Annotated in this window: 17 protein-coding genes; 3 read left to right on the top strand and 14 right to left on the bottom strand. The window is 67.1% G+C overall.

Annotated elements, in window-relative coordinates; translation table 11 throughout:
* Positions 1-93 precede the first annotated feature (93 nt).
* From QZL87_RS01115 to QZL87_RS01095, 5 genes are all read right to left on the bottom strand, one after another.
* Entirely contained in the window at positions 94-1683 is a 1590-nt protein-coding gene (locus tag QZL87_RS01115; RefSeq protein WP_295327093.1) for a DUF87 domain-containing protein, read from the bottom strand.
* 209 nt (positions 1684-1892) lie between these two features.
* On the bottom strand, positions 1893-2666 hold the full coding sequence (locus QZL87_RS01110; protein WP_295322759.1) for a TIGR02186 family protein: 774 nt from the start codon (positions 2664-2666) through the stop codon (positions 1893-1895).
* Positions 2663-3571: a sulfite exporter TauE/SafE family protein gene (locus QZL87_RS01105; RefSeq protein ID WP_295322756.1), complete on the bottom strand. Its 909-nt coding sequence runs from the start codon at positions 3569-3571 to the stop codon at positions 2663-2665. The genes QZL87_RS01110 and QZL87_RS01105 overlap by 4 nt, the downstream gene beginning before the upstream one ends.
* A gap of 333 nt (positions 3572-3904) precedes the next feature.
* Positions 3905-5119 carry a hypothetical protein gene (locus tag QZL87_RS01100; protein ID WP_295322752.1) on the bottom strand — a complete coding sequence of 405 codons (1215 nt, stop codon included), beginning with the start codon at positions 5117-5119 and terminating at the stop codon, positions 3905-3907.
* A complete protein-coding gene (locus tag QZL87_RS01095) occupies positions 5116-6540 on the bottom strand; it encodes a glycosyl transferase family protein (protein ID WP_295322749.1) in 1425 nt (474 codons plus the stop codon). The genes QZL87_RS01100 and QZL87_RS01095 overlap by 4 nt, the downstream gene beginning before the upstream one ends.
* 402 nt (positions 6541-6942) lie before the next feature.
* Between QZL87_RS01095 and nhaA the strand changes: the two genes are divergently transcribed.
* Both nhaA and QZL87_RS01085 read left to right on the top strand, forming a co-directional pair.
* Positions 6943-8217 carry a Na+/H+ antiporter NhaA gene (nhaA, locus tag QZL87_RS01090; RefSeq protein ID WP_295322746.1) on the top strand — a complete coding sequence of 425 codons (1275 nt, stop codon included), beginning with the start codon at positions 6943-6945 and terminating at the stop codon, positions 8215-8217.
* Between the two features lie 10 nt (positions 8218-8227).
* Positions 8228-9577, top strand: a complete 1350-nt coding sequence (locus QZL87_RS01085) for a hypothetical protein (protein WP_295322743.1) — start codon at positions 8228-8230, stop codon at positions 9575-9577.
* A 109-nt stretch (positions 9578-9686) separates the two neighbouring features.
* On the opposite strand, the gene QZL87_RS01080 is transcribed toward QZL87_RS01085, so the two are convergent.
* Positions 9687-11426, bottom strand: a complete 1740-nt coding sequence (locus QZL87_RS01080) for a D-aminoacylase (protein WP_295322740.1) — start codon at positions 11424-11426, stop codon at positions 9687-9689.
* A 102-nt stretch (positions 11427-11528) separates the two neighbouring features.
* On the opposite strand from QZL87_RS01080, the gene QZL87_RS01075 reads away from it, so the two are divergent.
* The gene (locus tag QZL87_RS01075; protein ID WP_295322737.1) at positions 11529-11834 is read left to right on the top strand and encodes an alkylphosphonate utilization protein; all 306 of its coding nucleotides are present in this window, start codon (positions 11529-11531) and stop codon (positions 11832-11834) included.
* A gap of 42 nt (positions 11835-11876) precedes the next feature.
* Here the strand turns inward: QZL87_RS01075 and QZL87_RS01070 are convergent, their stop codons facing one another.
* The 8 genes from QZL87_RS01070 to QZL87_RS01035 all read right to left on the bottom strand — a co-directional run bounded on the left by QZL87_RS01070 (position 11877) and on the right by QZL87_RS01035 (position 21046).
* Complete coding sequence (locus QZL87_RS01070; RefSeq protein ID WP_295327090.1) at positions 11877-13166, bottom strand: acyl-CoA dehydrogenase family protein; 1290 nt, start codon at positions 13164-13166, stop codon at positions 11877-11879.
* A 21-nt stretch (positions 13167-13187) separates the two neighbouring features.
* Positions 13188-14531: a phosphotransferase family protein gene (locus QZL87_RS01065; protein ID WP_295322734.1), complete on the bottom strand. Its 1344-nt coding sequence runs from the start codon at positions 14529-14531 to the stop codon at positions 13188-13190.
* Positions 14532-14643: 112 nt separating this feature from the next.
* Complete coding sequence (locus QZL87_RS01060) at positions 14644-15924, bottom strand: serine hydrolase domain-containing protein (RefSeq protein WP_295322730.1); 1281 nt, start codon at positions 15922-15924, stop codon at positions 14644-14646.
* Positions 15925-16017: 93 nt separating this feature from the next.
* Complete coding sequence (locus QZL87_RS01055) at positions 16018-17376, bottom strand: DUF389 domain-containing protein (RefSeq protein ID WP_295322727.1); 1359 nt, start codon at positions 17374-17376, stop codon at positions 16018-16020.
* A 12-nt stretch (positions 17377-17388) separates the two neighbouring features.
* Complete coding sequence (locus tag QZL87_RS01050; RefSeq protein WP_295322722.1) at positions 17389-18318, bottom strand: electron transfer flavoprotein subunit alpha/FixB family protein; 930 nt, start codon at positions 18316-18318, stop codon at positions 17389-17391.
* Positions 18315-19064 carry an electron transfer flavoprotein subunit beta/FixA family protein gene (locus QZL87_RS01045; RefSeq protein ID WP_295322719.1) on the bottom strand — a complete coding sequence of 250 codons (750 nt, stop codon included), beginning with the start codon at positions 19062-19064 and terminating at the stop codon, positions 18315-18317. The genes QZL87_RS01050 and QZL87_RS01045 overlap by 4 nt, the downstream gene beginning before the upstream one ends.
* Positions 19065-19296: 232 nt before the next feature.
* Entirely contained in the window at positions 19297-20505 is a 1209-nt protein-coding gene (gene sucC, locus QZL87_RS01040) for an ADP-forming succinate--CoA ligase subunit beta (protein WP_295322716.1), read from the bottom strand.
* Positions 20506-20734: 229 nt separating this feature from the next.
* Positions 20735-21046, bottom strand: a complete 312-nt coding sequence (locus QZL87_RS01035) for a hypothetical protein (protein WP_295322712.1) — start codon at positions 21044-21046, stop codon at positions 20735-20737.
* Between the last annotated feature and the right edge of the window lie 7 nt (positions 21047-21053).

The raw sequence follows: 21053 nt of genomic DNA, 5'->3' as shown, positions 1-21053 counted from the left end.
CGAAGGCCGGGATCTCAACGGGGCGCTATAACGATGTGGCGAGATCCCGGCCTTCGCCGGGATGACGGTTTAGTTTGTCGATGGTGGGCGCTACTATCTGCCCTGACTCCGCCACCGCTTTACGACGCGTTCGAGGATTTCCGCTTCGCCGCCGGTTTCGCGCCACAGTTTCGAGAAGAGCGGATCGCTCGACGCCGGGCGTTTTTCCTCCTCGAGCGTGTCGAGGTGGACGCGGATCGGGATCGAGACGCCTTCGCCGCAGACGATGCACTCGCGGTTGCGCAGCGCCGGGATCGAATCGATGAAGCCGCGCGCGCCTTCGGGCATCGCCGCCTTCACGAAATGCTGGTCGCGTTCGTTGTTGAGGCGCATCGAGATGATCGTGCCGCACTGCGACAGCACGCCTTCGGCGAGATCGGAAGGACGCTGGGTGATGAGGCCCAGCGACACGCCATATTTGCGGCCCTCCTTGGCGATGCGTTCGAGGATCTTGCGCACCGCCTGCCCGGCCCCGACGTCCTTCGACGGGATATAGCGGTGCGCTTCCTCGCAGACGAGCAGGATCGGGCGCTGCGGCTCGCCGCGCGACCAGATCGCATAGTCGAAGGTCAGGCGCGACAGCACCGCGACGACGACCCCGGTGATGTCCGACGGCACCCCCGACACGTCGATGATCGAAATCGGCCGCCCGTCCGACGGCAGGCGGAATATCTTGCCGAGGAAATTCGCCATCGTGTCGGCGACGAGCATCCCTGAGAACATGAAATTATAGCGCGGGTCGGCGCGCATTTCCTCGATCTTGCCCTTGATGCGCATGAAGGGCGCCGACGAGGTCGCCTTGTCGAGCTTGCCCATTTCGTTCTGGAGGATGTTGAGCAGGTCGGAGAGCAGATAGGGGATCGGCGAGTCGACCGTGATCTTGGTCATGCCTTCGGCCAGCCGGTTCTTGGTGCGCGCCTGGAGCAGACAGCGCGCGAGCACGTCGCAGTCGGCCTGGCGGTCGCGCCCTTCGGCGGTGACGAAGACCTCGCAATGCTCCTCGAAATTCATCAGCCAATAGGGCATCGCGAGATTGTCGACATCGAACAGCGCGCCGGTGCCCTTGAAGGCGGCCGAATATTCGCCGTGCGGGTCGATCATCACGATATGCCCCTGCGGCGCGAGTTCGCAGATCTTGTGGAGGATCAGCGCAGCGCTCGTCGACTTGCCGGTGCCGGTCGAGCCGAGCAGCGCGAAATGCTTGCCGAGCATCGCATCGACATAGAGCGAGCCGCGAATATCCTTGGTCGGATAGACGGTGCCGATCTCGACATGCGCGCGCTCGTCGGCGGCATATATCTGCTTGAGGTCGGCGCTCGTCGCCGCGAAGACCTGGCTGCCCGGGATCGGGTAGCGCGTGACGCCGCGCCGGAAATTGTGGATGCGGCCGGTGATCTTTTCCTCTTCGCCTTCGCCGAGGAAGTCGATCGTCGCGACGATCAGCCCCTCGCCGCGCGTGTCGAGCCGCTGGTCGCGGATGCTCGCGATCAACCAGACATTGCCGACGCGCACCTTGACCTGCGCCCCGACCTGCCCCGCCATCGCCACCGCCGCATCGCTCGACGACGCCAATTTGCCGAGGATCGCGGAATCGAGCAGGATGCGCGAGGCCGAGCCCGAAATATCGGCGACTTCGCCGATCATCAACTCGTCGCGATGATGGCTCGCCGCCGGCGCGACCGGCGCCGCCACGCCGCCGCCGGCCAGGCGGACATGCTGTGCCGCCGTCAGATTTCCGGCGCCGAATCCGCCATCTTGCATGTCCATATGTCCGCCCCGCCTATTGTGGTCCCGGCTCGGGCTATCGCAGACGAGGGTAAATAGGCCGTGAACTTAGGATTAAAAGCTTGTGTCTAACGGCGGCGGAAAATCGCCGATGCGCCATAACCGAGCACGAGCGACAGGAGCACCGCGGAGAGGCCGTAGAGAAAGCCGTGGCGCTCCGCCGCGAGCGCGACGAAGCGTTCGAATCCGGCCTTGCGGATCTGGACGTCGCGCGACGCGACCGCGAGCACGCGGCCGCGGCCGATCAGATAGGTTTCGGCGCGATAGGTCCCCACCGGAACGCGCGCCGGCACCGGGATGCGGGCGCGATAAAGCACGCCCTCGGTAATTTCGACAGATGCGGGGTTTTCGACGAAGAGGCCCGCGCGGCGATAAAGGTCGATCAGCCCCGCCTCGAACCGCTCGAGCGTTTTCGCCTCTGAAAATCCGGTCGGCGACATCGACAGATTGGCAAGGCCGAGTTCGAAGATCGCCGCGGTCCGTTCGTCGACCAGCTTGTCGATCGGACGCGACGACCCGATCGCATAGAAGCCGGGCGACGTGCGCAGTCGAATGCTGTCGGCGTTGACCCATATCCCCGCGACACGGCGCTTTTCGCGCAGCACGATCGGCCGCACCGGCCCCTTCAGCACGACGACGATGTCGGCGCGGTCGTCGGGCAGGCGCTGGCCGGGGTAGAGGATCGCACCGAACAGCAGCAGCTCCTCGCCGGTGAAGCTGTACTGGATGTCGATCGCCCGGCTCGACACGTCGGGGACGAGCCGCGGGTCGGCGGCGCGTGCCGCGGTCGCGGGCAGAAGCGCCAGCGCGACCGCGAGGATCAAGGCGCGCAACCTGATCATTGCACGGTGTAGATTTCGTCGGGACGGATGAAGAGGTCGACCGCCATGCGCGCCGCGACGAGCAGCACGATGACGGCGAGCGCCATGCGCAGATATTCGGGTTTCACGCGCTGAGCGAAGCGCGCGCCGATCTGCGCCCCGGTGACGCTGCCGAGCAGCAGCAGCCCGGCGAGCACGATGTCGACCGCGCCGGTCGTCATCGCGTGGACCATCGTCGTCGCGATCGTCACGAACAATATCTGGAACAGCGAGGTGCCGACGACCACCTGCGTCCCCATGCCGAGCAGGAAGATCATCGCGGGGACCATGATGAAGCCGCCGCCGACGCCGAGCAGCATCGTCAATATGCCGACCGCCATGCCGAGGATCAGCGGTGCGAGCGGCGAAATATAGAGGCCCGAGCGATAGAAGCGCCAGCGCAGCGGCAGGTTGGCGACCATCGGGTGGTGGCGCCGTTTGCGTGCGGGGGCGGGCAGACCCGCGCGCATGTTCTTGAGCGCGCCCAGCGCCTCGCGCGCCATGATCCCGCCTACCGAGCCGAGCAGCACGACATAGAGGATGTTGATCACCGTATCGATCTGGCCCCAGGCAGTGAGCAGCTCGAACAGCCCCGCGCCGATCAGCGAGCCGACGAGGCCGCCGGCGACGAGCACCGTCCCCATGCGCAGGTCGACCCCGCCGCGTTCGAGATGCGCGAGCGCGCCCGACACGCTGGCGCCCGTCACCTGCGTCGCCGCCGACGCCGCCGCGACCGTAGGCGGAATGCCGTAGAAGATCAGCAGCGGCGTCGTCAGGAAACCGCCGCCGACGCCGAACATGCCCGACAGAAAGCCCACCCCGCCACCGAGCAGGATGATGACCAGCGCATTGACCGACAGATTGGCGACTGGGAGGTAGAGATCCATGGGCCCCGAATGACGTTCGCGGCGCCGGAAACCACGCCGAGTCCCGCGACCCTAGAGCATTTTTCGGGCGCGGGGAATCGGCTGCGGCGGCTATTTTTTGGCGATCATATGCTTTGCAAACCGGATAGCGGCGTAGCCGCTTTCGATCGGAACTAGCCGTCGCCCCCGCGAAGGCGGGGGCCGCTGTCGGTTTACGCGGGCGCCGCTGATTAAGGCCGCTGGCGGCCCCCACCTTCGCGGGGGCGACGGTTATAGGCAACGCCCTCTCCCCATCCCCAATGCCGACGTCCTCTGGCGCGTTCGCAATCGTTATGACCGCCTGTCTCTCCCCAATCAGAAGTCGGCGGCGAGGGTCAGGGCGAGCCCGCTTTCGGGCCGCGCGTCGCCCGCGACGCGCTGGCGCCAGTCGAGCGCGATCCGGCCGCCTTCGCCGACCTCGGGAAGGCGCAGCGTCAGCCGCGGGCCGACATCGACGCGCGCCGCGCCGGGTTGCACCGCGCCCGCCGCGAGCGCACCGAACCGCAGCGACGTCTCGCGGATGCCGAGGCGGCGGTCGACCACGACCGCCCCGTCGGCGAAGCCGTCGCGCCGCCGCGCGCCGACGATGCCGGCCTGGGCATAGGCGTCGAGCCGGAAGCCGGCGGGCAGCGCCATATCCGAAACGCCGCCGCTGACCATGACGGCGAGCGCGGTGCGGCCTTCCGGCCCCGCCGCGACACGCTGTTCGATCGCGAGATCGACGGGCAAGCGCGCCAGCGGAGCGACGGCGAGACCGAAGGCCAGCTCGCGCTGCCGCGGCCGCCGCAGCGCGATGGTCGCGCGACCATAAGCACGCGCCCGGCCGGTTTCGCCGAAGCCATAAGCGAGCCGAAGGCCCGCCTGGCTGCCCCCGAGCTGGCTCGGCCCGCCGATCGTTCCGGACGCATCCCCCGACCCTTCGCGCAGATAAAGCCAGCCCCCGAGCGACCAGCTTGCGAGCTCGCGCCGGATCCAGAACGGCGAGGCCTGTCCCGGAGTGGCCGTTGCCGCGGGCGCCGGGGGAAACCAGATGGGCCCGCCCGCCCCGACCGCGGATCGCGCGGCTCCTCCGGGCCGCTGCGGCAACATCCGCGCGATCAGCGCAAGGCGGAGGCTGTGGCGGTCGGCGCCGAAGCCGCCCGAAGGGCGCGGGACGTCAACGTCCGGCGGCGCATCGGACAGGCCCGGCCGCGCGGCCACCGAAGGGCGAAGCAGGTCCGCGCCCCGCCGCCCCATCGCCGGCACGCCGCGGGCCGACACCCGGCCGTCTTCGGGCGGGTGTCGGCCCGCGGTGGTTGCCAGCAAGGCCAGCACCGGCACGCCGCGGGCCGACCGCCAGCTATCCGAAAGACCGCCGCTTGTCCCGAAGGGTGCAGGCGGCATCCACGGCGGCGCCGGGGCATGGGCCGGCACGGGCATGGCGGGATTCCAGACCATCAATATCCTGATGGCGATCCAGCCGCCGACGCATAGCAGCAGGAAACGCAGCGCCGGCGCATCGCGGCGCGCGCCGATGCGCCGCGCCATCATCGCGCGGCCTTCCGGGCAAAAGCGTCCTCATGGATCGGCTCGCTCCGGCAATGGTCGGTCTTGTCCCACACCACCTCGCCCGACCGCAGCATCCGCCAGTAAAGCGTGACTGCGCGGCGCGCTGCAAGAATGGCGATGACGTTCGAAACGAAGGCGCGCGGCACCGAAATCAGCGCCTCGCCGAGGCCATACCAGCGCGCCGCGAAATGACCGCGCATCCCCACGCGCCAACAGAGCAGCAGCAGATTGAAGGCAAGGAACAACCGCACGCCATCCTCAAGCACGATCGCATTCCAGCCGAGAAGCCACTGCCCCGCCACGCCGAGGCCGGTCAGGATCGCGCCGGCATAAGCGGCAAGCAGGATGAGGGCGGAAAGCGGGGCCCGGCGGTCGCGCCACAGCATCCAGCGCGCGAGCCACAGGCGATGTGCGGGAAGGGCAGCCCCGCCCTGCCGCGAGTCCGGCCAGCCGAGATGGTCCCACCCCGCGAGCGCGATCCCCGCGATCCAGCGCGATTTCTGCCGCACCGCCGTTTCGATTTCGCTAGGAAAAGCGCCGCGCGACACGATCCGCCCGCCCGCGGGCCCGGCCGTGTCGACGAAGCGCGTTCCGAGGCCATAGGCCCCGATCAGCATCCCGATCTCATAATCTTCGGTCAGGCTGTCGCAGCAAAAGGGCTCGCCGCCGCGTTCGATCGCGAGCAGTGCGAGCGCGCTCCGCGTCAGTGCGCAGCCGACGCCCGCCGACGGCAGCGGCAGTCCAAGGCGCGAGCGAACGACCATCTCCTTGCCATGCGCCTCCGCAAATTCGTCGGCATAATGCCCGCCGACCCATCGCTCCGCGCGTTTGATCATCGGCACGACCGGGATCTGCACCATGGCGCATTCGCCCAGGCAGCGCCGATAGAGGGCGAGTTCGTCCGGATGGACATGATCCTCGGCATCGTGGAGGACGACGGCGGCGAAGCGGATGCCCTCGGCGCGCTCGTCCTCGCCCAGCGCCGCCCATAGCCGGTTGAGATTGTCGCCCTTGGTCGTCGGCCCCTCGCGGTCCCCGATCACGAGGCGCAGCCGCCGGTCGCGCGCGGCCAGCGGCGACACGGCGAAGAGCGTCGCGGCGTCGTTGGGGTAACAGCCGACATAGAGCCGGAAATCCTCCCCCCGCCATGCCGCGAGCGTCCGGTGCAGCATCGCCGGAAGCACGTCCGCTTCGTCCCACGCGGGCACGAACACCGCGACGCGCCCATCGATCGGCGGCGTGTCCGGGACCGGCGGCGCGTCGCGGCGGCGCGTCGCCAGCCACAAGGCGTCGAACAGCAGGTCGTCGAGCCCGATCAGCAATATGCCGACCGACGCGAACAGCATCAGTTCATGGCCGGCCCCCAGCACCAGCCATTCCAGCCATGCGGTCCAAAGCCCCATATGGTAGGGTCAGGACCCGCTAATTGCGCGTTCGAGGCGTCGAAATGGCGAAGATATCGGGCTCGGGTGGCCGCCGCGGGTAGCATCGCTACCCGCAAGGCCGCACGGGCCCGAGATCGAAGCCATTTCGACGTCGCTTCGCGATTTGACCGATTTTGCCCATGGCTTCGTCGGCAAGTCTTGAAATATTGACATATTCCTGCGTCTTGCCTCCTCGCCCTGAGCAAAATCGCTTCAAACCTCGAACGTGCAATTAGCGGGTCCTGACCCTAGCCCCGCGCCCCCGGATGACCTAATGTCATCTCCATCTAAGTGCTAGTGAACAGGCCCGATTTGTAAAGTCTGGCCCATATCGCGGCTTAACCGTCAAACCGGCTGACGAAATAAGGAAATAATTTACCAATGGCCCGCAGTTTTCCGCCCCGTTCCGCATTGCGCGATTTTCTCGAAAGCGAGAGCGCCGGCGGCATGCTGCTCATTTTCGCAGCCATTTTGGCGATGATTGTCGCCAATTCGGCCCTCGCCGAGACTTACGAACACGCAATTCATGCGGTGACCGGGCCCATTCTCACCGACAAGCTCGGTCCGATGACGGTCCATTTGTGGATCAACGACGGGCTGATGGCGCTATTCTTCCTGCTCGTCGGACTCGAGATCAAGCGCGAGTTCGTCGATGGCCGGCTCGCGAGCTGGGACCGGCGGCGGCTGCCGTTCATCGCGGCGGCGGCCGGCATGGCGGTGCCCGCGGCGCTCTACATGCTGCTTGCCGGAGGAGAGCCGGGACTCGCGCCGGGCTGGGCGATCCCCGCGGCGACCGACATCGCCTTTGCGATGGGGGTGCTCGCGCTGCTCGGCAGGCGCGCGCCGACTTCGCTCAAGCTGTTCCTCGTCACCGTCGCGATCGTCGACGACATGGGCGCGGTCGCGATCATCGCGCTTTTTTATACCGCCAAGATCAACATCGCCGCGCTCGGCGCCGCGGCAGCGATCCTCGCGGCGATGTTCGCCCTCAATCGCGCCGGGGTGAAGAAGCTCGCCGCCTATCTGCTGCTGTTCCTTCTTCTCTGGTATGCGATGCTGCTCTCGGGCGTCCATGCGACGATCGCGGGCGTGCTCGCGGCGATGACAATCCCCTTCGAGCGCACGCCGGGCGCGCCCGACAGCCAGACGTCGCCGCTGCACCGGCTCGAACATGCGCTGCACCCGTGGGTTGCCTTCGCGATCGTCCCGCTGTTCGGCTTCGCCAATGCCGGGGTCGATCTTCGCGGGATCGGGCCGGACCAGTTGCTTGCGCCGCTGCCGCTCGGCGTCGCCGCCGGATTGTTCCTCGGCAAGCAGATCGGCATTTTCGGGAGCGTGTGGCTTTCGGTCAAGCTCGGCATCGCGGGCCGGCTGCGCGGCGCGACCTGGTTGCAGATCCACGGCGTCGCGCTGCTCTGCGGGATCGGCTTCACGATGAGCCTGTTCATCGGCGGGCTCGCCTTTCCCGGCGATGCGCTGCTGGTCGAGGAAGCGAAGATCGGTATCCTCATGGGCTCGCTCGTCGCCGCGCTCGCCGGCTTTGCCGTGCTCCGCTTCGCGCCGCTCCATCCGCAGCATGATGCGGTCGAAAGCGCGTCCAATGGCGAAATCGCCGCCGACGGCGACGTGCGTGACACCTCCGAAGGTCGGGGCTAAGCAGCCGGGCATGAAGACGCTGATCTCGCTGTCGCTCGCCGCCGCAATCCTGTCGGGCTGCGCCGCCGCCGGCTCCCAGGACCCCGCCGCCTCGCCCGGCGTCGCGACGCTCGACGTCCGCCGCGCCGCTGCCCCGGCGAAGGCGCTCGACGCCATCGCCGCCGCCTATCTGCGGCTGAGCCTCGAGATCGGGACGCACGAGCCCGGCTATATCGACGCCTATTACGGCCCGCCCGAGCTGAAGAAGGCGGCCGAAGCGGCCCCGCGCGACAAGCCCGCGCTGCTCGCGGCGACGCGGGCGCTGATGGCCGAGGCCGATCTCGCGGCGCGGCGCCAGTCCGACCCGCTCGCCAAACGCCGCGCCGCCTTCCTGCGCGCCCAGCTTCGCGCCGCCGAGACGCGGCTGATGATGATGCAGGGCACGCGCTTCGCCTTCGCCGACGAGGCCGAGCGACTGTTCGGCGTGCGGCCGCGACTCAAGCCGCTCGCGAGCTACGACGCCGAACTCGCGAAGATCGAGGCGCTCGTGCCCGGCGAGGGCGCGCTCGCCGACCGCGTCGAGGCCTGGCTCGACGCCTTCACCATCCCCAAGGACCGGCTGCAAAAGGCCTTCGACGCCGCGATCGCGCGCTGCCGCGGGCGCAGCATGGCGCATATTCCGATGCCCGAGGGCGAGAGCTTCCGCCTCGAATTCGTGACGGACAAGAGCTGGAGCGGCTATAATTATTACCAGGGCGGCTATCACAGCCTGATCCAGGTCAACACCGACCTGCCGATCCGCCTGTCGCGCGCGCTCGATCTCGGCTGTCACGAGGGCTATCCGGGGCATCATCTCCTCAACATGAAGCTCGAGGAGAAGCTGGTGCAGGAGCGCGGCTGGACCGAGTTCAGCGTCTATCCGCTCTACAGTCCGCAAAGCCTGATCGCCGAAGGAAGCGCCAATTACGGCATCGACCTCGCCTTTCCCGAAGGAAGCAAGGCCGACACCGAGCGCGACATATTGATGCCGATCGCCGGGATCGCGGTCCCGTCGGATGACCGTTACTGGCAGGTTCTGAAAGCGATCAAGCGCGCGTCGGGGGCGCGGCTGGCGATCGCGCAGCAATATCTCGACGGCGAGATCGACCGCGCCACCGCAGTCGCGCTGACGCAGAAATATCTGCTCGTTTCGCCGCAGCGCGCCGAACAGTCGGTCGCCTTCACCGACCAATATCGCAGCTATGTGATCAACTATGGCCTCGGCGAGACGATGGTGCGCGCCTGGGTCGAACGCGGCCGACCGAACCGCGACGAGATGTGGCGGCGCATGGCAAGGATCGTCAGCGAACCGACGCTGCCGTCCGACCTGCTGGCGCGGTAACAAGCCGCGATCACCGAACAAGGGCGTCATCCCGGCGAAGGCCGGGATCTCACCCTCGGAGCATGACGCACCGGCGAGATCCCGGCTTTCGCCGGGATGACCGGAACGGCTACTCCGCCGCCATCGCCATTTCGACGCGCTGCGGGCCGCGGATCACGCCGCCCGGGGTCGGCCCCTGCATTTCGCCATCGCGGAAGGTCACGACCCCCGACTTCACCGTCGCGACATAGCCGTCGGCCTTTTGCAGCAGGCGCTTGCCGCCCGCGGGCAGGTCGAAGGCGAGCCAGGGCTTGCCGAGCTTGAGCGCGTCCATGTCGATGACATTGAGATCGGCGAGATAGCCCGGCGCGAGCAGGCCGCGGTCTTCGAGGCCATAGAGCAGCGCGGTGTCGCGGCACTGGCGCTTCACCGCATGTTCGAGCGCGATGCGATGGCCTTCGCGGTCACGCACCCAATGCTGGAGCATGAAGGTCGGCGAGGCGGCGTCGCAGATCGTCCCGCAATGCGCGCCGCCGTCGGACAGGCTGTTCACCGTGTCGTTCGCGGCCTGCAGATCCTCGAGGAAATTGAGGTTGCCGTCGCGATAATTGAGGATCGGGAAATAGATGAAGCCCTTGCCGTCGTCCTTCATGAGCAGATCATAGGCATATTCGGCCGGGGTCAACCCCGCCGCCGCCGCGCGCGCGGCAATGCTCTCGTCCATCCGGGGCTCATAGTTGAAATCGGGGTCCATCTCGAACTGGACCGGCCAGCCCAGCGCGACGACTTTCAGGAAGTCGATGATGTCGCTTTCGGGCCAGATATTCTCTTCCTCGACCATCCGCTTCTTGAACGCAGGGTCTTTCAGCTTCGCGAACTGCTCGGCCCACGGCAGGTCGATGATCTCGTTCCATGCGGGCTTGAAGCGGAAGGGGTGGACGGTGCCCTGCCACGCCATGATCACACCGTTGCCGCGCAGCGCGATCTGCGCGACGATGTTCGCGCCGGCCCTATTCTGCCGCCGCATTTCCTCGATCTGTTCCTCGAGCGGCAATTCCTTGGCGATCGACTGGAGCGCGGCGAAGGTCACCGGCAGGCCGGTCTCGCGGCTCAGATCGCCCATCCATTCGAACTCGTTCCACTCGCGCTTCAGATCGCTCGCCATTTCGAACACGCCGTAGCCGACGCGGCCCATCGCGCGGCCGATCGCGATCAGTTCCTCGGCGGTCGCGGTGGTGCCGGGGACAAGCTCGCCGTCGACCGACTTGTGGAGCACCGTGCGGCTGGTCGAAAAGCCGAGTGCGCCCGCGCGCACGCCTTCCTCGACGATACGCGACATTTCGGCAATGTCCTCGTCCGTCGGGATAGCCCCGGGTTTCTCGCGGTCGCCGAGCACATAGGCGCGCACCGCGCCGTGCGGGACGTGACACGCGACGTCGACGGTGCGCGGCAGCCGTTCGAGCGCGTCCATATATTCGGGAAAGGTCTCCCAGTCCCACGCCATGCCCTCGGCGAGCGCGGTGCCGGGGATGTCCTCGACACCCTCCATCAACGAAATCAGCCAGTCGTGGCGATCGGGCTTGGCGGGCGCGAAGCCGACGCCGCAATTGCCCATCACGACGGTGGTGACACCGTGCCAGCTCGACGGCGCCATTTCGGCGTCCCACGTCGCCTGCCCGTCATAATGGGTGTGGACGTCGACGAAGCCCGGGGTGACGATCTTGCCGCTGGCGTCGATTTCCTGCGCGCCCCCGCCGAGCTTTTCGCCGACCGCGACGATCCGGTCGCCGTCGATCGCGACATCGGCGACAAAGGGCGTGCCGCCCGAACCATCGACGACGGTGCCGCCGCGAATCACCAGATCATACATGTCCGTCTCCCGATTTTTTCGTTTCAGGAAGAAACCTATCATGGATTGCCAATATGCCAAGGGCGATTGACCCCGTCGCCATCCGCGCGCAAAGCGAATGGCATGAGCGATGAAGATTATGTCTATGACGAGGCGAGCGGCGAATGGCTTCCCGCGAGCGAAGCCCGCGACCGCGCGGCCGCTGCGGCGGCCGGCCCCGAAGTGCGCGACGCGGTGGGCAATCTGCTCGCCGACGGCGATTCGGTCGTGCTGGTCAAGGACCTCAACGTCAAGGGCGCGGGCCAGACGCTGAAGGTCGGCACCGTGATCAAGTCGATCCGCCTGACCGGCGACGATCAGGAAATCGACTGCCGCCACGAGGGGATCAAGGGGTTGGTGCTGCGCGCGGAATTCGTGCGGAAGCGGTGAAGAACAACTGTCGCCCCCGCCTGCGCGGGGGCGACGGGTTCGCTACCCCAACGTCCCTTTCCTTGGCCCCATAAACCCGAACAGATAGGCCGCGACCTTGCGCATCTGGATCTCTTCGGCGCCCTCGGTGATGCGGTAGCGGCGGTGATGGCGATAGATATGCTCGAACGGCTTGTGGCGTGAATAACCGATGCCGCCATGCACCTGCATCGCGCGGTCGGCGGCTTCGCAGACGAGGCGGTTCGCCCAATAATTGCACATGCTGACCTTGTCCGACAGCGTGCGCTCGATGTCCTTGTGCGGCGTGTTGTCCATGTCCCACGCGGTCTTGCGGATGAGCAGGCGCAGCATCTCGGCCTGCGTGGCAAGCTCGACGAGCGGGAACTGGATCGCCTGGTTCTTCGCCAGCGCCTCGCCGAACGGCTTGCGCTGCCGCGCGTATTTGACGCTCTCCTCGATACAGTAAACCGCGGCGCCCAGCGATGACGCCGCCTGCCGGATGCGGTTCTGGTGGACGAAGCTCTGCGCGATCGACAGCCCCCCGCCCTCGGGTCCGAGCCGCGCGCTGTCGGGCACCCACACATCGGTGAAGCTGACGCGCGGATGATCGGTCGGCATGTTGAAGGTCCAGAGATATTCCTCGATCACGAGCCCCGGCGACGGGTTGGGCACGAGCAGGCAGGTGATGCCCTTCGCGTCGCCGTCGTTCCCGCTGGTGCGGCAGAAGGTCGCGCAATGCGTCGCGACGTGCATCCCCGTCGTCCACATCTTGGCGCCGTCGATCCGCCAGCCGTCGACGCCGTCGCGCGTCTCGCGCACCGCGCGCGTTTCCATATGCGTCGCGTCGCTGCCGTGATCGGGTTCGGTGAGGCCGAAGGCGGTGCGGCGCTTGCCCTCGAACCCGCCGAGGATGAATTCCTGCTTCTGCTCCTCGCTCGTCGCGAACTGCTCGAACATCTCGACGAACGGGAAGTTGCCGACGATGCTATGCTCGTTCTGGAGGTCGTTGTGGAGGCCCAGCCCTTTCGCGGCGAAATGCTCGCGGATCACCGCCATCCACAGGTTGCTGCCGTCCTTGCCGCCATATTTCTTGGGCGCCGAAAAGCGCCAGTGGCCCGCGGCGTCGGCCTTTCGCGTCGCCTGGCGCAACAATTGTTCCCACTCGTGCCGCGGCAGGCCCTGATTGTCCCAGTCGGTGCGCGCATGTTCGCGGCGGTGGTCGAAGAAACGGATATTGTCGTCGGCGCGCTCGAGCGGTTTGATCTCCGCCTCGATAAACGCATCCAGCTCGTCGAGATACGCCTGCAAGTCGGCGGGCATCGCAAAATCCATCATTTCTCTCCCTGATCCCTCTTATTCGCGCCACGCGGCACGCGCCTCGACAAGCGGCGCATATTTGGGGCTGTCGACCGCGCATTTGTCGAGCACATCGCGCCGAAGCCTGGCGAGCAATCCCGGTTCGGCGAGCGTCCGTTCGCCGTTCAGCAACGCGGCCGCCAAATCGCGATCACCGGCGCGCACGCCCGCCCCCAGGTCGCGCAACACGATGCCGAGCGCGTTCATCGCCACCACCGCCTCGAACTTGGCATGGCCTTGCGACGCGGGCTTGATCGATGCTTCGATCCACTCGCGCACCGCCGCGACCATCTCGGCATTGGCCGGCTCGCCCGCCGGCGCGGGTGCGGGCGCCGGGGACGGCGGCAACGCCCGGTCGCGCTCGGCCTCCGGCGCTTCTTCCTCGAGCAACCGTATCAGGTCGAGTTCCTGCTCGGCCGTCCGCCGCCCGACGACGACGCGCTCGACCGTCCGGTCGGCGCCGCTCCGCCACGCCGCGCCCATCTGCAGGCAGCCGAGCGCCCACCAGAGCGTGCGATAGACAAGCCAGAAGCGGAAGCGCGCCGGATCGACCTTGCCTCCGCCCGCGGCTTCATAGGCCGCAAAATAGTCCGCGAGGCTGCCGAGCCCGAGCGCCGGCCGATCGAGCCGCCCGAAGCGCCACACGCTCATGCAGCCGAACGCCAGATCCTCATGGGCGTCGCCGCGATGCGCGAGCTCCCAGTCGAGCACCGCGGCAAGGCCGCCGCCCGCCTTGGCGACATCCACCATCACATTGCCCATCCGGTAATCGCCATGCACCAGGACGGGCGGCGCCGGTTCGGGCAGATGATCCTCGCACCATTTGATCGCCAGCGCGATCGCCGGACGGTCGCCGCCATAGGACAGGAAGCGCGCCTTGAGCTCGGCCAGCGCCGCGCCGGTGTCCATCAGCGGGATCGCGGCAGGCAGTTTCGCCAGCGGCACGGCGTGAATCCGCGCCAGTTCGCGGGCGAGATCGCCCAGAAGCGATGGCGGCGGATCGGCCAATATCGTCGCCGGCGACACCTCGCCCATGACGCGCCGCATCACATAGCCCGTGCCGAGCCCGTCCCCCGCCTCCAGCACCCCCACCACCTCGGGCGCCTTCACGCCCGCGCCAAAGGCGGCCATCACCAGCGCCGCCTCGTCGGCATGCCCGAACGGGCGATCCGCCATATATTCAGCCGATGGCGCGCGGCGCAGCACATGGCCTTCACCGGCCCAATCGAACGCCCAGCTTTCCATATTCGCGCCGCCGGACAGGCGCGACAGACCCGACAGGGCGCCCGCACCGGCAAGGCGAAACATCAAGGCGGACAGCGGTTCGGCGAGATCGGTCATTACTTAATGATGCTAAGTATTTTTGATCACCGCAAGCCGTTTATGACGATGTCGCGATCATTCGATGGCCGTCACAACCTCACGTCCCGGCTGACGCGGCGCGCCGGATGCCCTAATCGCCCGGCGGCCCCCGATAGTCCGGCCCATAGACCGCAGCGCGGAAATCGCGGTGGAGCGTGCCGTCATAGGGGATGGTCTGGACGAAGAAGACCGCGGTCAGCTTGTTCGCCGGATCGACCCAGAACAGCGTCGAGGCCATACCGTCCCAGAAAAACTCGCCGACCGCGCCGCGATTCTCCTCGGCGGTTTGCGGCGGCGACTTGCGCACCGCGAAATCGAAGCCGAAGCCGACCGCGCCCTTGCTCGGCAACCAGGCGCGCGCGGTGATCGCGGGATCGAGCTGGTCGGTCGCCATCAACTCGACCGTCGAGGGCCTCAGGATGCGCGCACCGTCGAGTTCGCCCTTGTTCAGCAGCATCCGCGCGAAACGCGAATAATCGTCGAGCGTCGAGGCGAGGCCGAAGCCTCCGGGGGTCAGCGCATGATCCTTGAAATTCAGCGTCTGCGCCTCGGCCGCCGGTTGCTGGACCAGCTTGCCGTCCTTTTTCACATTCATTGCCGCCAAGCGCGGCAGCCGCGCGTCGGGCTGGCGCCACGCGGTCTCGGTCATTCCCAGCGGTCCGAAGATATGCGTGCGGACATAATCGGCGAAGGGCTGGCCCGAGAGTTTCTCGACAAGCGCGGCCTGCACATCGACCGCGATGCTGTATTCCCACTGGGTCCCGGGCTGATAGAGCAGCGGCACGCCCGCAAGCCGCTTGCTCGCTTCGGCGAGCGGAATGTCGAGCGCGAGCGGATCGGCGGCGACATAAGCATCGTGCGCGGGCGTCGGCCCGGCGCCATAGGCGAAGCCCGCAGTGTGGCGCAGAATGTCGCGCACGCTGATCGGCCGCTCGGCAGGCACAGTGCGCGGCCGGCCGGCCGCGTCCCTGCCCGCATCGACGCGCATCGCGGCATATTCGGGCAGATATTTCGCCAGCGGATCGTCGAGGCGGAACTTGCCTTGCTCCCAAAGCTGCATCAGCGCGACGCCGGTGACGGGCTTGGTCATCGAATAGATTTGCGCGATCGTGTCGCGGCGCATCGGCCGCTGCGCCGCGCGGTCGGCCATGCCGGCGGTTCCGAAATAGACCTCGCGCCCGTCCTGCCAGATCAGCGCCGAAGTGCCCGCGGCGCGGCCGTCGGCGACCATCGCTGCGAGCGCGGCATCGATCCGCTTCGCGTCGATCCGGAGCGTTTCGGCGGGCGCGGTCTGCGCCTGGAGCGGCAGCGCGATCGTCGCCGACCCCGCCCACGCCACCATCATCGCCAGTGCCAGCCGCTTGCCGCGCATATTGCCTCTCCCCTGTCCCGCCGTTTGCCGCGGATCGCAACGCATCCCATGCGATCGGGCGCGACAGGTCAACCCGAATAGGTCTGCGGGCGGCTATTCGGCCGCGGATGCTTCGGCGGCGGCGGCGTCCTCGGGTGCCTCGGCGGCGGTGAGCGCGCCGTTCTGGATCAGCCATTGCGGATAGTCCGCCTGCACTGCCGCCACGATGCGATCGATCGCGGCGGCGACCTGCTCGCCCTCGGCTTCGCGGTCGCGCTGCACGACGACGCGGCGCGCCTGCGCGTCGATCAGCACCCGGTCGCGCGGCAACAGTCCGCCGACCGTCAGCCCGGCGGGGATCGCGCCGCTATCGTCCTCGCGCTGTTCGAGCGCGGCGATGCGGCGTCCCAGTTGCTCTTCATATTCGGCCGCGGCGTTGGTCTGCTGCCGCAGCTGGACGATGCTCACGCGCACGGCGCGGTCGAGCTCGCCCGCGACCTTGCCGGCGAGCGTCGCGTTGAGCCGCGAGGCATAATGATCGACCAGAACGACGCCGTCGACCGCGACGTCATCGCCCTCGAGCCGGACGTTCAGGCTGTCGATCCGGTCGTCCTTGCCGAGCAATTGGCTGAGTTCGGCCTGCACCGCCGTGCGCGCGCGCAGTTCGCGCGCGATGTCGTTGAGCGACAGCGCGAGCGGGATCGAGAGGATGCCAAGCGTGGCGAAGATGCCGACGACCTGCATCGCCGTGTGCTGCGGCGTCATCGACGGACCGAAGCGGTTGAGCCGCGCGACGATCGTCGCGGCGAAGGCGATGGCGAGCGTGTTGGTAAGAAAGAGCAGCGCGGCCCCAAGCGCGAAGTCCGCCCGCCCGGTCGCGAGGCCAAAGCCGATCGTCGAGAGCGGTGGCACCAGCGCGGTCGCGATGGCGACGCCGACCATCACGCCCGACAGTTTGCGCATGATCGCATAGACGCCCGCGACGCCGCCGACGACCGCGACGCCGAGGTCGAGCAATGTCGGCTGCGTCCGGGCGCGAAGTTCGGAGGTGACGTCGGCGATCGGCGAGAGCCAGACGAGCAGCATCGCGACGAGGACCGCGACCGCCATCCCCGCCGCCATCGTCACCAGCGCGCGCTTGATCAGATTGCTTTCGAGCGTCGCGAGGCCGAAGCCGATTCCCATGATGGGACCGAGCAGCGGCGACACGAGCATCGCGCCGATCACCACCGCCGCCGAATTCTGCAAGAGGCCGAGCGTCGCGATCGCCGCCGACAGCGTGATGAGCAGCAGGAATTTCCTGTCGAGCCGCGCGTCGCGCGCAACGCTCGCCAGAATCAACGAGCGGCCGTGGCTGTCCGCCACGGCCGCTGCGTCGTCATTCTGGTCCGGTGCGCCCCGTGCCGCGTGGCGACCGCCGGCATCGAACGGCGCATCGCCCAGTCCGGGCACCCCGGGATGATCGCCGGCCATATGGGCGGACGGTTAGATCTTGCCCGTCAGTTCGGGCACGGCGTTGAAGAGATCGGCGACGAGGCCGAGGTCGGCGACCTGGAAGATCGGCGCGTCCTCATCCTTGTTGATCGCGACGATCGTCTTCGAATCCTTCATGCCCGCTAGGTGCTGGATCGCGCCCGAAATGCCGATCGCGAAATACACCTCCGGCGCGACGATCTTGCCGGTCTGGCCGACCTGATAGTCGTTGGGGACATAACCCGCATCGACCGCGGCGCGGCTGGCGCCGAGCGCGGCGCCGAGCTTGTCGGCGAGCGGGACGATGACTTCCTGATATTTCTCGCTCGAACCGAGCGCACGGCCGCCCGACACGATGATCTTCGCCGAGGTGAGTTCGGGACGATCCTGCTTGGCGATTTCGGCGCCGACGAAGCTCGAGATGCCGGCGTCGCCGCCAGCCGAGACGGCTTCAACGGTGCCCGAACCGCCCGAGGTCGCCGCCTTTTCGAAGGCGGTGCCACGAACGGTGAGGACGAGCTTCGCGTCCGACGATTCGACGGTCGCGATCGCGTTGCCGGCATAGATCGGACGGGTGAAGGTCTTCGGACCCTCGACCGACAGGATTTCCGAAATCTGCATCACGTCGAGCAGCGCGGCGACGCGCGGCGCGATATTCTTGCCGGTCGTGGTGGCGGGCGCAACGAAGGCGTCGTGGCTCGCCATCAGCTCGGCGACGAGCGGCGCGATATTCTCGGGCAGGTTGTGCGCGAAGGCAGCATTGTCGGCGACATGGACCTTGCCGACACCCGCAATCTGCGCGGCAGCTTTCGCAACGCCATCGACGCCTTCACCGGCGACGAGCAGGTGGACTTCGCCGAGCTTCGACGCGGCGGTCACCGCGGCGAGCGTGGCATCCTTGACGGCGCTGCCGTCATGTTCGACCCAAACGAGCGTTTTCATGAATGCACTCCCATCGCCTTCAGCTTGGCAACCAGTTCATCGACATCGGCGACCTTGACGCCCGCCGAGCGGACGGGCGGCTCCGAAACCTTCACCGTCTTGACGCGCGGGCTCGTGTCGACGCCATAATCGGCGGGCGACTTGGTATCGAGCGGCTTCGACTTCGCCTTCATGATGTTCGGCAGCGAGGCGTAGCGCGGTTCGTTCAGGCGAAGGTCGGTGGTGACGATCGCGGGGAGCTTGAGCTTCACCGTCTCGAGACCGCCGTCGACTTCGCGGGTGACGCTGACGCTGTCGCCCTCGACGTTCACCGCGCTGGCGAAAGTGCCCTGCGCCCAGCCGGTGAGCGCAGCGAGCATCTGGCCGGTCTGGTTGTTGTCGCCGTCGATCGCCTGCTTGCCAAGGATCACGAGGCCCGGGCCTTCGACGTCGCCGATGGCCTTCAGTATCTTCGCGACTGCCAACGGTTCGACTTCGTCGTCGGTCTGGACGAGGATCGCGCGGTCGGCGCCCATCGCGAGCGCGGTGCGGAGCGTTTCCTGCGCCTTCGCCGGGCCGACGCTGACGGCGACGATCTCGGTCGCGACGCCCTTTTCCTTCAGGCGAATCGCTTCTTCGACCGCGATCTCGTCGAACGGGTTCATCGACATCTTCACATTGGCAAGGTCGACGCCGGTGCCGTCGGCCTTCACCCGCGGCTTGACGTTGTAATCGAGCACCCGTTTGACGGGGACGAGGATTTTCATGGGCTCAAAGCTCCTCTCAGCAAATTGTGCAGCGCGTCATAATTGGCGTTTACGTAAACGTCAACCGGCAGTCCCTCATTCCTCTCCCCTTGGGGGAGAGGATAGGAAGACTTGGTCCGCAGGACCTAGTCAGACTTGGTGAGGGTCCGGACGTTGCCGCCCTCACCGCTGCGACTAGGCGGCAAGCCGCCAAGTCTCGCTGCCTCTCCCCCAAGGGGAGAGGCAATTTCTATCACGCCGCCTTGGCGACCTCGGCGACGATCTTTTTCGCCGCATCGCCCAGGTCGTTCGCCGCGACGATCGGCAGGCCCGAGTTCGCAAGAATGTCCTTGCCCTGCTGGACGTTCGTGCCTTCGAGGCGGACGACGAGCGGGACCGAGAGGTTCACTTCCTTCGCCGCGGCGACGATGCCGTCGGCGATGATGTCGCACTTCATGATGCCGCCGAAGATGTTGACGAGGATGCCCTCGACCGCCGGGTCCTTGAGGATGATCTTGAACGCCGCGGTGACCTTTTCCTTCGACGCGCCGCCGCCGACGTCGAGGAAGTTCGCCGGGAAGGCGCCGTTGAGCTTGATGATGTCCATCGTCGCCATCGCGAGCCCGGCACCGTTGACCATGCAGCCGATGTTGCCGTCGAGCTTGATGTAGGCGAGGTCATATTCGGACGCCTCGACCTCGGCCGGGTCTTCCTCGGTCAGGTCGCGCAGCTCGGCGATATCCTTGTGGCGGAACATCGCATTGCCGTCGAAGCCGAGCTTGGCGTCGAGGACGAGCAGTTCGTCGCCGTTCGCGCCTTCGCAGACGGCGAGCGGGTTGATCTCGATCTGCTCGGCGTCGGTCGCGAGGAAGGCGTTGTAGAGGCCGGTCAGAACCTTGGCGGCCTGCTTCGCAAGATCGCCTTCGAGTTCGAGCGCGGCGGCAACGCTGCGGCCGTGGTGCGGCTGCAGGCCCGTCGCGGGGTCGATGGTGATCGTGTGGATCTTGTCGGGCGTGTTGTGCGCGACGGTTTCGATGTCCATCCCGCCTTCGGTCGAGGCGACGACGGCGATGCGGCTCGACGCGCGGTCGACGAGGAGCGCGAGATAATATTCCTTTTTGATGTCGGCGCCGTCGGTAATGTAGAGGCGGTTGACCTGCTTGCCCGCGTCGCCGGTCTGGATCGTCACCAGCGTGTTGCCGAGCATCTCGCGCGCGTGGCTTTCGACTTCCTCGAGCGTCTTGGCGAGACGGACGCCGCCCTTCGCGTCGGGACCGAGTTCCTTGAACTTGCCCTTGCCGCGGCCGCCGGCGTGGATCTGCGACTTCACGACATAGAGCGGCCCGGGAAGCTGCTTCGCCGCCGCGACGGCTTCCTCGACGCTCATCGCGGCGATGCCCTTGGGCACGGCGACGCCAAATTTCGCGAGCAGTTCTTTCGCCTGATATTCGTGGATGTTCATGAGGTCTGCCGGGCCTTTCGACTCTGGAAGGGGAGATGATCGGCGCCGCCTAAGCACAAGTTGCCCGGCAAGGCTACCCCTGCCGCGCCAAGAGATTCTATCGGCCGGAACCCCTCGCCTTTCAGATCGTCATCCCGGCGCAGGCCGGGATCGCGCCGGGGCTTCAGGCGGAGAGGGCGAGATCCCGGCCTGCGCCGGGATGACGATGAAACAAACGGAGGCCAAACCCTTAACGCAAGGCGCAGACCGCCGCCGAGCTCGTCGAAACCGCCAGTATCTCCGGATCCTTGAGCGCGCGCACCTTGCGGAAGAACTGGTCGAGCGTCAGGTCGGCGACCCGCTTGTCCTTGAGGCTGCCGAGCGCGGCAAGGCGCCGGAGCTGGAGCAGCGAGAGTCGGTCGGCCATGCGTTCGGCCATGCACGCCGACATCGCCTTCGACAGGCCGGCATTCTGGAGCCCAGTGCGCAGCCGCGTTTCGGGGGTCGCGCAGCCGGCGAGAGCCAGCGCCGCCGCGAGCACGGGCAAGACGGCGAGCTTCATCGCGCCC

The sequence above is a fragment of the uncultured Sphingopyxis sp. genome (assembly GCF_900078365.1).
GTDB lineage: Bacteria > Pseudomonadota > Alphaproteobacteria > Sphingomonadales > Sphingomonadaceae > Sphingopyxis.
This window is presented reverse-complemented; position numbering and strand designations above follow the sequence as displayed.

Coding starts and splice junctions, on each gene's coding strand:
- QZL87_RS01115 (WP_295327093.1), bottom strand. CDS start 1,683: ATGATCGGCGAAGTCGCCGATATTTCGGGCTCGGCCTCGCGCATCCTG.
- QZL87_RS01110 (WP_295322759.1), bottom strand. CDS start 2,666: ATGATCAGGTTGCGCGCCTTGATCCTCGCGGTCGCGCTGGCGCTTCTG.
- QZL87_RS01105 (WP_295322756.1), bottom strand. CDS start 3,571: ATGGATCTCTACCTCCCAGTCGCCAATCTGTCGGTCAATGCGCTGGTC.
- QZL87_RS01100 (WP_295322752.1), bottom strand. CDS start 5,119: ATGATGGCGCGGCGCATCGGCGCGCGCCGCGATGCGCCGGCGCTGCGT.
- QZL87_RS01095 (WP_295322749.1), bottom strand. CDS start 6,540: ATGGGGCTTTGGACCGCATGGCTGGAATGGCTGGTGCTGGGGGCCGGC.
- nhaA (WP_295322746.1), top strand. CDS start 6,943: ATGGCCCGCAGTTTTCCGCCCCGTTCCGCATTGCGCGATTTTCTCGAA.
- QZL87_RS01085 (WP_295322743.1), top strand. CDS start 8,228: ATGAAGACGCTGATCTCGCTGTCGCTCGCCGCCGCAATCCTGTCGGGC.
- QZL87_RS01080 (WP_295322740.1), bottom strand. CDS start 11,426: ATGTATGATCTGGTGATTCGCGGCGGCACCGTCGTCGATGGTTCGGGC.
- QZL87_RS01075 (WP_295322737.1), top strand. CDS start 11,529: ATGAGCGATGAAGATTATGTCTATGACGAGGCGAGCGGCGAATGGCTT.
- QZL87_RS01070 (WP_295327090.1), bottom strand. CDS start 13,166: ATGGATTTTGCGATGCCCGCCGACTTGCAGGCGTATCTCGACGAGCTG.
- QZL87_RS01065 (WP_295322734.1), bottom strand. CDS start 14,531: ATGACCGATCTCGCCGAACCGCTGTCCGCCTTGATGTTTCGCCTTGCC.
- QZL87_RS01060 (WP_295322730.1), bottom strand. CDS start 15,924: ATGCGCGGCAAGCGGCTGGCACTGGCGATGATGGTGGCGTGGGCGGGG.
- QZL87_RS01055 (WP_295322727.1), bottom strand. CDS start 17,376: ATGGCCGGCGATCATCCCGGGGTGCCCGGACTGGGCGATGCGCCGTTC.
- QZL87_RS01050 (WP_295322722.1), bottom strand. CDS start 18,318: ATGAAAACGCTCGTTTGGGTCGAACATGACGGCAGCGCCGTCAAGGAT.
- QZL87_RS01045 (WP_295322719.1), bottom strand. CDS start 19,064: ATGAAAATCCTCGTCCCCGTCAAACGGGTGCTCGATTACAACGTCAAG.
- sucC (WP_295322716.1), bottom strand. CDS start 20,505: ATGAACATCCACGAATATCAGGCGAAAGAACTGCTCGCGAAATTTGGC.
- QZL87_RS01035 (WP_295322712.1), bottom strand. CDS start 21,046: ATGAAGCTCGCCGTCTTGCCCGTGCTCGCGGCGGCGCTGGCTCTCGCC.